Below are 12,984 nucleotides of genomic sequence, written 5' to 3'. Positions count from 1 at the left end.
CTATTAATATCCGACTTTCTCGGATTGTTTTGTTTCATAAATGTTGTAAATTGTTACATACTTTTTGTGGTTTGTTGGCAAGGTTATGAAACTTATAAAATCAATTCTAATCAATATGTTTGCTGCAGCTCTGCTGTTTCTGGTTGGTTGCTCAGCGGAAGACAAAGCAACCGATAAAACTGTCGCCAACAAGTTAGATACAGTGCTCATTTATTCTAAAACGACTGGCTGGCGACACGATTCAATTGAAACGGCTGTGACGGCGGTCAGCAAATTAGCCAAAGACAAAGGTTTAAAGGTTATCGCCAGCGAAGACGCTAGCGTATTTAACGACCAGCAGTTAAGCAAAATAGCCACTGTTATATTTATCAATACCACAGGTGATGTACTCGATGACGATGGCCAGTTGGCGTTAGAAAGATATATGCAAGCGGGTGGCGGTTTTGTTGGTATTCACTCGGCAACAGATACTGAACACGAAGGAAAATGGTATTGGTACCGCCGTATGATAGGTGGGGTATTTTTATCTCATCCAGGCGATCCATCTAATGTACAACAAGCGCGGATAAAAGTTGTTAACCATGAGCACCCGGCGACAGAAACGTTACCGGCCGAGTTTGTTTTAGCTGACGAATGGTACGACTTTAAAGATTTGTCAGATCGGCGCAAAGACCTATTAGTGTTAGACGAAAGCAGTTATCAAGGTGGCAAACAAGGTGCTTATCATCCACTGGCTTGGTATCACGAATTTGATGGCGGGCGAGTATTTTACACCGGCATTGGTCATAGCAAAGCGGTTTATCAACATCCCCTTTATTTAAAACATTTATCTGGCGGTTTAGATTACGCATTGGCACAACGCAAACCATTAGACTATTCAAAAGCGAAGCCTGATTTACGCCGTTTTGAACAAAAGGTCGTTACTCAACAATTAGCTGAGCCAGTTAGTTTCGCCTTATCACCTGATTTAAACACAGCTTTAATCACCCAACGTCGAGGTCAATTATTGTGGTTTGATATTGAGTCGGGGCAAAGGCATGTGATGGTTGAACTCGACTTGTACGCCAAAGAGCACAAACAAAGTGAATTTGGCTTTTTGTCCGCTATATTTGATCCTGATTTTGACGAAAACCAGTTGGTTTATTTGATGTATGACTTGGCCGATGCAGCTAAACAGCACGACTTGCTTCAGCGCATTTCGCAAGTCAAAGTTGTTGATAAAAAGCTCGATATGAGCACAGAACAAGTGTTGTTAGATATTCCTATGGACAATACTTGTTGCCACACTGGCGGTAATTTAGAGTTTGATCGCCACGGCAATTTATTTATTACCATAGGTGACAACACCAATCCGTTTGAGTCGAATGGCACTGGCCCTATCAGTAATGTTGAAGGCAGGGCGCACCATGATGCACTGCGCACCGCTGGCAATACACAAGATTTACGCGGCAAAATTTTACGCATTACACCAAACAAACAAGGTAGTTATACCATTCCAGCGGGCAACTTATTTGCCGACAGTACAAAAGGTCGAGCGGAAATTTACGTCATGGGCACGCGTAACCCATATACTATGGCGGTTGACCCACAATCAGATACTATATATTTTGCTGATGTTGGCCCTGATGCACGTGAAGATGTTGCTGAGTTTGGACCTCGCGGTTATTGCGAAATTAATAAAGTGACTAAACCCGGTAACTTTGGTTGGCCAACTATGATTGCCAATAACATTCCGTACCGCATGTACGATTACGCTGAGAAAAAATCAGCCAACTTATTTAATCCGTTAGCGCCAGTTAATTTCTCACCTCGCAATACAGGTTTAAGGGAATTACCCCAAGCTCAAGCGGCTATTTTGTATTATCCATATGCGCCTTCAGCTGAATTTCCCGAGCTAGGCCAAGGCTCGCGCAATTCTTTAGTGGCAGGTATTTACCCTAGTGGTGATGAATTTGCTTATCCACAATATTTTGCCAAAAAACTCTTTATTGGCGATTTTATGCGCCATTGGTTAAAAGTGGTCACTTTGGATGAATTTGATCGCGTGGTCAAAATTGACGACTTTGCTAACCATGTTGAGTTTGCGGGTTTATTAGATATGCAGCTAGATGCAAAAGGACGTTTGTGGGTACTGGAATACGGGGTGAAATGGTGGGCTGATGCCGATGATTCTAAACTGAGTTATTTTGAGTTCAACGATGCGCCACTAGAACAAATACTGGCGAAGTTGCGACAAAAGGTTGAGCCTAACAGCGAACAAACACTTGCTACAGACAAAACTGTCGATCATCAAACCCAGCTGCTAATTAGCCAAGGCAAAGACGCCGCTAAAGAAAACCGTTGTATCGGTTGCCACCAAGAGGCACAAGTTTCTGTTGGTCCTAGCTTTAAACAAGTTGGCAACAAGTATCAAGCTATGGATAACGGCAAAAGTAAAATCGCAGAAGTTATAGCAAAGGGTAGCAGTGGTCAGTGGGGTGAACACCAAATGCCAGCACATGATTTTTTACCACAGGATACACGTGAACTCATTGCTGATTATATTTTGTCGCTGGCGGAATAGTCGAAATTTTCGCGAGCAAAAAATCTGCAAAAAAGCTTTGTAATTACAGCTAAAAAGCGTATAAGGCAGTTAACTTTTGACTGCCGAGGTTGCCCATATGAACCTACATTTTGCCGATTTTATTGACCTGTTAAAGATACTTGTTCGTGAACCTTGTGTGGTCGGTTCTGAACATGCTTTTTACCGTGTTTTACAACGCGAATTAGAGAGCCGAGGTGCCAAAGTGACTTGGTACGAAGGCTTGTTAGTTGCACAAGGCAATAAGCCACAATCCGGTTATTTTTCGGCGCATATCGACCGCCACGGTTTAGTCTGTACAGGTCCAAATGAGTTCCAATTTGCCGCCTTTGTCGCGGGTAGTCGTTCAGACTTGTTAGGCAACTCGGTATCTGAAGCTTTAGTTAAAAAAGTTGCTGGGCGTTTTACCCAAACGCCTGTGTATGCATATGAACCTTGGTCGGGCGCGTACCGTGGCGCTGGGGTGATCAAAGGCAGTTATACTTGCGAACACAGAAATAACTTAATTTTTGAAGTTGAAGGATTGGAGCACTTAGTTGCCGGTACGCCCGTGGCGTTTTCAGATAAATTAGCAATTAACGAAAACTACCTATCTGCTCAGCTAGATAACGTTATATCTGCTGCGGTATTAGTGCATTTATTCAGTTTAGGTTTTCAAGGTACGGTATTTTTTACTGCCCAAGAAGAAGCAGGTAAAAGCTGGCGCTATTTGCTCGAGTGGTTCCGTCGTTTCGGTGCACAAAACAATCAATTGTACGTGGTTGATACCTCGCCATTTCCGGATAGAACCACAGCTGATGAACAACAACTGGTTTTACGGAACAAAGATGCCAATGCTGAATTTGCCAAAGGCGCAACCGAACGAGTTGCGACTATTTGTAGTGAGCTGGGTATTAGCGTCATTTTTAAAGACGAATATGTGCGTTTGAAAAACGAAGAAGCCGCGCAAGTGGGTGGTGAGCAGCAATCCTATGGTAGTACTGAGCTTGGGCGTATTATCAGTGCGTCAAACGGCAAGGTGACAGGTACAACTATCCAGATCCCAACAACTGGTTATCACACCATGGAAGAAACCGCGTCTATTTCTTCGGTCAAAGATTTTATCCGCGTATTGATGGCCTTGTGCCGCAGTGAAAATGTTATAACGAATAAATAGTTGGTAGGCCAGCGCTTTGCATCGATTGCATGGCGCTGGTTGAAGAGGCTTCTGCTTAGTAGTTCGGATTAAACTTAAAATCAGCCAGCTCTTTTTTAAGCATTTTATGATAAAGCGGAATACCAACCCAAGAATAGATAACAATTAATAACCAAGCGGACGATACGACTGTTGCATAGCTAGGCTGGTCTAAATCTCGCAAAATTTGCGCAGCTAAATTAAACATCAAATATCCAGAAATAAGTACCAGCACCATGCGTAACTGTGACAGGTTGTCTAAAAAGTTATTCGCTTTCCACCACAAGCCCAATAGCGGGTTTTTTATTGCTTTAATTGCTGCAAAAATCTGTAAACAAGCTTTCGAGTCGGGCGCATAGGTCATAACAAATTTTGTATGGTTTTCAGCCGACTCAATGTTGCCTAGTTTTAAATCTATATTGGCTACTGCTAAATTAGCATTCAGAGCTGAGGGATCTATTTTTATCGCGTCTAGCGCGTATTGTTTAGCTGTATTCAAGTCTTTGATGTTAATAAAGTAATCAGCATAGGCTAACAATACATCTATATCATTTGGTTCAAGCGCATGCGCTTGTTGAACATAGCTGAGTTGTTGGTCGTAGTTTTCGGTTGTTTGGTAAATATCTGCGAGTAATAATAAGGCGCTAATATCCATAGGATCTAGTTGCAACATGTGTTGGCAGGTGTCAATTGCAAGCTGATATTCGCGTTGCAGTATATGCAAGCTCGCCTGACGATTAAGCAAAAAAGCGTTATTGGGCTCGCCATGCAGTGCAATTGATAATTCATACTGAGCGGCTGTTAGTCGATGCTGTTGCATAAGACAGGCGGCTAATAAACCATGGTACATAGGCTCGTTAGGTGACTGAGCTAATAGCTCACACAGACGTGATTGCGCAGCAGAAGTATTACCTTGGCGGTAGGCTTGCCAAGCTAAGTTAAATTGTATTTCATCCATGATGATTGCCCTGTGCGTATTGAAACAAACTATAGCTCTGCTCTTGTTTACTGCTGATCCAGTACAAGCTAAAAAATAAAATGCCATTCAGAAAAAGTTGAAAATAAGGGCGCATTTGTTCGCTCGTATAAAAGTTGTCTAGTTGTATTAATGCACCTAATGCAAAAAAAGAACAAAACATTGCAAACACTGCACCTATTGCTATACCTAGTTCTTTCTTGAAGCTGATACTGCCTAACAAATATCCATTTATAACAATCCATACTAATGGCATCCACAATCTACCTGCAAAAGGTGGTGTCCAAAAAATTGGAATGAGTATGCTGGCAAATATAATCATAGTCGGGTTTTGTACTAGATAACTGAGCTTTTTCGGTTTTGGCTCGTCAGCAATTGTATAGATATTATTTTCCATGTTTTTTTATAAACTCCAAAACTTGGTCGTATTTCCCACCATCGTTGGCGTATTTTGCGTAATTTTTAGCTGTGGTTAACCATTCTATTGTACTTGGTTTTGCCTGTTTAAGTGCTTCAGACAAATGTTGTTGATTGATTTGTACCTCTTCACCACTTTCGAGTGTTTCATCTATAGCTTCATCTGCGGCCATTTCAATTAAATTTTCTAGGTCGGCGCCAGAATAGCCGGACGTTTTAGCCGCTATCTGTGTTAATTCAATATTTGAATCAAAAGGCTTTTGTTCAAGATAATGTTTTAATATGGCTAATCTGGCTTCTTTATCTGGCGGTGGAATAAAAAACATTCTGTCGAAGCGGCCAGGGCGCATAAATGCAGAATCTATTGACCAGGGTACATTAGTTGATGCTAACACCAATACACCGTTATTTTTTTGTTCAAATCCGTCTAACTCAGTTAAAAATTGGCTGACTAATTGATGAGCACTATTTTTGTTGAATTCGCGTTTACTCGCTAGTGCTTCTAATTCATCAAAAAACAGCACGCAAGGCGTGTTTTGGCGCGCTTTTTCAAAAATATCGTGCAGCTTCCCCTCGGATTGACCAATAAACATATCGAGCACGTCTGAAATTTCAATGTTGTAGAAATTTGCCTTACATTCACCTGCGGTTGCCCGAGCCAATAGTGTTTTTCCACACCCTGGCGGCCCGTATAAAATAACGCCACCGCCTACTTTTTTCTTGAACCTTTGAAATATGCTTGGTTTTTGATAAGGCAGTATTATCTTTTTATGGATTTGTTTTTTGACGTCAGTCAAACCAACAACACTCGAAAAATTAGTTACTTGGCCTTTAAACTTTTCAATCTGTACTACGTTTTGTTCGGCTTCAATTACTTTGAGTTTTGGGCGTTCTTTGGTTGGTGGAATTGAGAGCAATGACTCAAGTTGAGGATTTTTTAACTCTGGATTTGCCTCTACAAGCTCCATATACAAAGTTTTAGCTCGGTCGAATTGACCACAATTTATATACGCCTCCACTTTAAGCTGGCTTTGTTGAGGATTATTTAGGTCGTATAGATGTTCTATTGAACTTAATCCGAAATCAGCTAAAAAATGACGCTGAATTTTGCTGAGTTCATCATTGCTTATGGGGGCTTGGATGTATTGGCTAAACTTAGCTGCATGTGTTTTATCTTCGACTTGATCTAAATTGAGGCAGATAAGTTTAGCTAGCTCACTAGAAGGAGCAGCGTTAAATGCTGCGATTAAACTTCCAACTGTGTCTTTTTCTAGTTTCAAAGTGCATTCCTTTTTGTATTGTTGTGTTAAGGGGATGGCTGCTCGTTTATTTCATCACAACAGAGACAATATCCGCAAAATTATCAAACACCCAATCTGGTTGGTGTTTATTAATATCTTCACCATAGTTATACCCATAGGTTAAACCAATACTCTGCATATTAGCTGCTTTGGCAGCCAGAATATCATTGTGTGAATCGCCGATCATTAGTGTGTTTTCCACTGCAACATTGAGCTGCTGGCATATATGCAATAGTGGTTGAGGTGACGGTTTTTTCTCCGGCAAGCTATCACCACCAAGGCTTGAACAAAAGAACTCGGCAATTTGCAATTTGGCTAAAATTGGCTGAATAAACTTTTCTGGTTTATTAGTGACAATAGCTAGAGTAAAACCTGCATTTTTTAGTTGTTGAAGTGTTGTAGCAACACCCGCATACAGCTTTGAATACACACAAACATCTTGTTGATAATGTTTTAAGAACAAGCCCAAAGCATCGTTTGCAAGCGCGCTGTCTAACTCTGGGTCTATTTGTTGGCTGCCGGATAAGGCTCGTTCAATTAATACTTTTGCGCCATTGCCAACCCAAGTGCGAATTTGTTGTTCGTCAAAAGTGTCGCGTTGTAATACAGCTAAAGTTTTATTTACCGCTGCGGCTAAATCTGGGGCACTGTCAACTAAAGTGCCGTCTAGGTCGAATAATAAGGTGGTAATTTTTTGCATAATCAATCAATACATCTAAAAACTGAACGCAGTTTAGCATGTTATTGAGTTTTATTCGGTAACCAGATGCGTAATTTTTCTGCAACTTTATCTGGTGAAATAGGTTTAGATAAATAATCGTCCATCCCAGCGGCTAAACATTTTTCTTTGTCACCTTTAAGCGAATTGGCCGTCATGGCGATAATTGGAATTTGTTTAAATTGTTCGCTGGCTTCGCCGTTTCGGATCATTTGAGTCGCTTGATATCCGTCTACGATAGGCATTTGGCAATCCATAAATATCAAAGATATGTTGTGGGCTTGTTCTTGGGCTAAGATTTCAATGCATTCTTGCCCATTCACAGCTGTGATCACCGACATGCCCAAATGTTGCAATATGCCTTTGGCAACTTCAGTGTTAATAAAATTGTCCTCAACCAATAAAACATGCTGTTTATTTTTATTTGTTGTTGCTGGTTGTTCTTCATTCGATGCTGTGATCTTGGTTGTTTGCTCGTCGCTTTCAGCGGGATTGTCTTCGCACTGAATGTTAAGTTTATTAAATAGCTCACTCGGGCAAATGGGTTTAGATATACAATTTTTAAAGCCAATTTTATGGTACTTGGCTTTAGGTGCTTGCATCGCCACGGGTTCAATTAATAACCAGTGGACATTTTCTTTAGTTGTTTGAATTAATTGATTTATAAAGGCACTATTATTGTGATAAAGCGCATGATCAATTAATACAATTTGTTGTGTGATGACTTGTTGATGCGCTAACTCGTGTTGTTGTAAATCGAGTAAAATATCTGCGACTAGCGCTTCGTTGCCGCCCCATTTTACAACGTAATTGGTGATCACCTCTTTTTGCGTTGGACTAATACCTATTGTCCCTATGCGTTTTTCCCCTATAGGGTCGTCAGAGGTTGTTGGTTGTTCATTAGCTAACAACTGGGTGTTAATGCAAAATGAAAATGTAGTGCCTGCACCTGGTTCGCTGGTCAGGCTAATGTCACCGCCCATTAGTTGGCAAAGTTTACGTGCTATCACTAAACCTAAACCTGTGCCACCATATTTCCGCGTTGTACTGCTATCGACTTGTGAAAAATGTTTAAATAAGTTTTTTTGCTGCTCTTTATCTATACCAATACCAGTATCTGCCACATCTATCGATAATAGTACCGACTGGTGTACTTGCTTGGTTTCACAATAGAGGCTGATACTTCCTCTGTGAGTAAACTTAATTGCATTACTAACCAAGTTATCGAGAATTTGCCGCAATCTATATGGATCTGTGATGATAACTGGGTGTTCAACCGCACTGACATCTAGAATCAATTCAATGCCTTTATCATTGGCTCGAATCGCGACCGTTTGGGCAAATTCTTCAAGATATTCAACTAGATTAATTTTTTGCCCTTCAAGTGTGACTTTATTCGCATCTAATTTTGAGAAATCTAAGATATCGTTGATTGTATTCAGCAGTGTACTTGCACTATTACGCGCAAGTTTTAGGTGTTTGGTTTGCTGTGTATTTAAGCCGGATTGTTCTAACAGATGGAGCATGCCAAGCACTCCATTTAGTGGTGTGCGTATTTCATGGCTCATGGTGGCCAAAAATTCACTTTTACTCTTGTCACCAGACTCGGCTGCTTCTTTCGCTTCAATCAAAGCCTTTTCTGCTGACTTTTTGTCGCTGATATCTTGGATAGAGCCAAATATACGTACACATTCACCTTCGAACATTTCTGTTCGGCCTCGAGTCGCAATCCATATTTCTCGACCTTTGGCCGTGATCAGTGGCAACTCTGCGCTATAGGGTTGCCCAGTTTTTATGCTTTTATTTACTAATTTTTCAATCGTTGCGCGCGCATGACCCGCTTTATAAAATGTCACCGCTGTGTCTATGTTTGGTTGATAATCCGCGGCAACCTCATGGATTTGTTTAGTCATTGATGACCAGTACAATTTTTGGTTAACTAAATCCACTTCCCAAGCGCCAATGCGACCGAGCTCACTCATTTGTTCGAGCATTTGTTGCTGGCGTTGTAATTTACTTTCAACACTTTTAAAAGAGGTTACATCTTGGTGAACTCCTAACATGCGAATTGGTTGGCCTTGCTCATCTCTAATCGCTTTGCCATAACACCTGATCCACACAGTATGGCCTTGTTTATGTGTATATCGAACAATTTGATCGTATGGGTGCTTGGGGTTTTCACAGTGTTTGTAAAAATTGTCGGTTGCAACCACTAAATCATCTGGATTAATAATGTCTTGCCATTCACTGGCAAGGTGACGTTTATCTTCGGGGGCATAACCTAAAATTTGCCAAAACCTTTCATTCATCCACTCGTGTTCTGGCTGAGTTAAATCCCAATACCACAGGCCATCCAGCGCTACACTTTCGACAAATTTAAAAATTTCGGGATCTTGTTGGATTAGTGTTCGAAGTTCATTTTCTAAGTAGTGCATCGTGCTGGAGTCCATTTGTGTGCAGAAACGCTCTAGTGTTTCAGTATAGATTAGCCCAGCTTGATGTCGAGTTGAATAGCGGCTTTCGACATATTGCTAGGTTAAAACTCACTGAAAAATATTTTAATCACTTAAAATTTAAATTGACCGAATGTGATTAAATTTGGTTTTTGTGTGAAGCTTATGCAATTTGTTCGTATGTTTTTTGTAACTATTAGTTTGTTGGCTAGTTTTGTTGTTCAGGCCGAAATCGGCCAAGTATTTCCGTCTGAAAAGAAGGTGATTACTGATCCAGTAACCGGCGTCAAACTGGCTTTTTTAACCACCCAAGCAAAGGGTGATTCGAAAATTTATCCAACTCATCTGCAGTGGACTGCAGATGGCAATTGGTTGGTATTTCGCTCTGGCCGTGTTGCCGGCGAAGCTATGGCGGTGAATGAGCAAGATGGCTGCATAGTGCAAATTACCCAAGGTGGTTATTTTGGCATGTTGGTTAACGCGCGTCAGGCGATGAAATTATATGTGATGCGTGATGCAACATCTGCTGCGAATAAACAGCCGAGATATGGCAATAATGATGCTGATAAACAAATTGTTGAAGTGGATTTAGCTAAGTTATTTGCCGATGTGAATAAACAGCAAGTAAAAGGCGAAGGTGTTTATCAGCGCATTGTCGGTACTGTACCTGCGAGTATGGGCGCGGGTGGTGACATGGCGTTAGATGCAAAAGAAGATTTAATTTATTTTCGCATTGGCCGTGAAGAAGCTGCCAAACATTTACCTGCAGGCACTAAAGTGAGTGATACTTTTGGCCCACGCAATATGGGCGCTGGGCCAACAGGTATTGCCAGTATGAATGTTAAAACCGGTGAAATTGATATTGTCACAGTTGTGCCATTTCAAGCTGGGCATATTCAAACTAACCCTTGGGTTTCACGCGAGTTAGTTTTTAGTTGGGAAACCGGCGGTAAATCACCACAGCGTATGTGGACAGTTAAAGTGGGTGAAAAGGCGCGCCCTTTATTCCCAGAAGCTGATTATGATTGGGTAACTCACGAAGCCATTATTACCAAAGATGAAGTCGCATTTGCGTTAATGGGTCATAGGGATGTTGGCACTAATGACGGTTGGGGGCCTTCTGGCACTCGCGAAAAGCCAACGGGTCTAGGCATTGTTAACTTGCGTACTAATGAAATGCATATTGTTGGTCAACCGCAACAGGGCAGTGGTGTTTGGCATGTGCACGGTTCACCAAATGGTCGTTGGGCTGTAGGTGATGATTTTGCGCGTGATTTGTATTTGTATGATCGCAAAACTGGCGAGCAGATGTTGTTAACTTCTGGGCATAAAACCACAGCGCGTGACCATGTGCATCCAACTTTTAGTGCGGATAGCAAAAAAGTTCAAATTCAGTCAGCTATGTTGTCGGAAGACAACCGCAGCTTGAATATTTGTATTGTCTATTTACCAGAGTGGCTAACTGATAGAGTTAAATAGCTGTCTGCGCGGTGCAACTAAGCCCGTTTGAAGCATAATTTTCTAAAAACGCTATTCGCCAGTCCCTGGCCGCTCACAAAAGATATCCATATCTTTTGAAGTTTTAGAAAATCAGCATTTAAACAGGCTTCAATCAGGTAATGTAGTCGCTGCTGTTTTGCAGCTGCTTGCCCCGAAGTTAAAGTTAGTTGGTGCTTGGAGTGTGTGCTATATGTTCAAAAGAGCCAGAGCAAAACTTTCGCAAAACCGCTGTGAATACATCCTTGTACGCTTCGCTTTTTCATCCATGAAAAAGAAATTTTGCTCTAAGTTATTGCTCTAGCTCTTTTTACCTATTGAGGTGCTGCTATTTTTCTGCCGCGATAAATAAGTTTAGTAGGGATGGGAATTGCGAATAAACGAACCAACCTTGAATTGCATGGATGCAATTCGAGAGCGCTCAGGGATGACTTGCAGCGTTTGGTGAGTTATTCGTGATTTCCAGCCTGCTTGCTCCGAAGTTAAAGCGTTTTTGTTTTACCTTATGTTTAAGTGACCGTTTGGAGTGAAGCGATTGAAGTCTCAAATTCATCATCGACTAGGTACTAGCTATCAAAACAAAAAAAGCCGCTTATTTTTCAATAAGCGGCTTTGAAACTATGTGCTGCTGAGCTGCACAACTCAGCATTGTTTAGCGCAAGAATATACTAAACTTGGAAGCCGTTTATGCCACCAAAGCTGTTGCCATAATTGCCCCAACCTAAACCAAAGGCGTTAGAAATATCCCAATACAAATTCGACATACCCGCGCCGCCAGCATCAATCGCATTACCAGTGCGGATTGCCGCACCTGCACCGCCAGCAACATAAGTACCCGGGTTATCCATTTGGTGATTACCACCACCAACTTCAGACATCACCAATATTAAAGTGTTGTCGAGTAAAGTGCCGCCGTACGCATTGTCAGGGCGAGCTGCTAGCTCGTCCATCAAGTAGGCAATCATCAAGTTGTACCAGAAAGTTTGGGTATTAAATAAGTCCGACTCGTTGTGAGAACTTACATGGCTACGAGTTTCGTTCCAATACAACTTAGGATCAAAACCAAAATCACCCATACGGTCACGAATACTTTCAAAGTTAATTCGCACAGATTCATCCTGCGCACCCATAAACTGGAAAGTCGCAGTGCGGGTGATGTTGGCTTCAAACGCCATCGCAATATTGCGCATTTGAGCTTGAGCAATTAACTCAGCATCTTCATCATTATCTGTCATGCCAATAGTTGGACGTGAGTACGTACCTGTACCCACATTTAAACTATTGTTGAGCAAGTTTTGATAATAATTCAGTGCTTCTTCATGCTGCATTAATTTACCTTGCTGTTTCACATTTAAGCTGTTGGCTTGTAACAGGTCTAAGTTTTCTTGCAAGGATTCTAATACGCGACGACGACGCAGAGTTTCTGGTGGTACGTCGTTTGGATCTCCAGTCACAACATCTGCTAGCAGATTGTCGTAAATAAGCTGAGGATCATCTGAAACCTTGATCTTGTTACCGTTTTTATCAGTAAACGGCATATAGTCGACACTGATTGCTTTAGATGAGAAACAGCCAACATGCATGTTATTGGTAAGCTGCCCACCTAAATTTTCACCTATGCTGACATCAAAGCTGGTTGCGCCGTCCATACCACCTGAAAACACGCCGCGGCATGCTTCAGGATGGCCTGTACTACCACCATGACCGGCAAGAGTCAGGTTTTTGATTGGTAACATTTTATCGAAATGATTCCCAAGTGGTGCTAATGGGCTGGCTGCAAAGCTGTTCGCATTGAGTGGGCCAAGCGCATAGTTGTGCCATGAATCACGCACACAACCATTTGGGTAATACACCATGATAAAACGTT

The 12,984-nt window shown here is 41.6% G+C and carries 9 protein-coding genes; 3 read left to right on the top strand and 6 right to left on the bottom strand.

What is annotated here, in order from left to right; genetic code table 11:
- Positions 1-85: 85 nt before the first annotated feature.
- Complete coding sequence (locus tag WSC_RS0103570; protein WP_016954532.1) at positions 86-2,563, top strand: ThuA domain-containing protein; 2,478 nt, start codon at positions 86-88, stop codon at positions 2,561-2,563.
- 97 nt (positions 2,564-2,660) lie between these two features.
- A complete protein-coding gene (locus tag WSC_RS0103565) occupies positions 2,661-3,737 on the top strand; it encodes a hypothetical protein (RefSeq protein WP_016954531.1) in 1,077 nt (358 codons plus the stop codon).
- A 55-nt stretch (positions 3,738-3,792) separates the two neighbouring features.
- On the opposite strand, the gene WSC_RS0103560 is transcribed toward WSC_RS0103565, so the two are convergent.
- From WSC_RS0103560 to WSC_RS21760, 5 genes are read right to left on the bottom strand one after another with little or no spacing between them, the layout of a single operon-like run.
- Entirely contained in the window at positions 3,793-4,713 is a 921-nt protein-coding gene (locus tag WSC_RS0103560; protein WP_016954530.1) for a tetratricopeptide repeat protein, read from the bottom strand.
- Positions 4,706-5,128: a hypothetical protein gene (locus WSC_RS0103555; RefSeq protein WP_016954529.1), complete on the bottom strand. Its 423-nt coding sequence runs from the start codon at positions 5,126-5,128 to the stop codon at positions 4,706-4,708. The genes WSC_RS0103560 and WSC_RS0103555 overlap by 8 nt, the downstream gene beginning before the upstream one ends.
- The gene (locus WSC_RS0103550) at positions 5,118-6,428 is read right to left on the bottom strand and encodes an ATP-binding protein (protein WP_016954528.1); all 1,311 of its coding nucleotides are present in this window, start codon (positions 6,426-6,428) and stop codon (positions 5,118-5,120) included. The genes WSC_RS0103555 and WSC_RS0103550 overlap by 11 nt, the downstream gene beginning before the upstream one ends.
- A 46-nt stretch (positions 6,429-6,474) precedes the next feature.
- Positions 6,475-7,149: a phosphoglycolate phosphatase gene (locus tag WSC_RS0103545; RefSeq protein ID WP_016954527.1), complete on the bottom strand. Its 675-nt coding sequence runs from the start codon at positions 7,147-7,149 to the stop codon at positions 6,475-6,477.
- Positions 7,150-7,190: 41 nt separating this feature from the next.
- Entirely contained in the window at positions 7,191-9,602 is a 2,412-nt protein-coding gene (locus WSC_RS21760) for a PAS domain-containing hybrid sensor histidine kinase/response regulator (RefSeq protein WP_016954526.1), read from the bottom strand.
- Between the two features lie 183 nt (positions 9,603-9,785).
- Here WSC_RS21760 and WSC_RS0103535 point away from each other — a divergent pair, with 183 nt between their 5' ends.
- A complete protein-coding gene (locus tag WSC_RS0103535) occupies positions 9,786-11,099 on the top strand; it encodes a TolB-like translocation protein (protein WP_016954525.1) in 1,314 nt (437 codons plus the stop codon).
- A 686-nt stretch (positions 11,100-11,785) separates the two neighbouring features.
- Here the strand turns inward: WSC_RS0103535 and WSC_RS21755 are convergent.
- Positions 11,786-12,984 (bottom strand): DUF1552 domain-containing protein (locus WSC_RS21755; protein WP_040393895.1); only part of this gene is annotated, 1,199 nt, incomplete at its 5' end.

Source organism: Catenovulum agarivorans YM01, from assembly GCF_000281085.1.
GTDB lineage: Bacteria > Pseudomonadota > Gammaproteobacteria > Enterobacterales > Alteromonadaceae > Catenovulum > Catenovulum agarivorans.
This window is presented reverse-complemented; position numbering and strand designations above follow the sequence as displayed.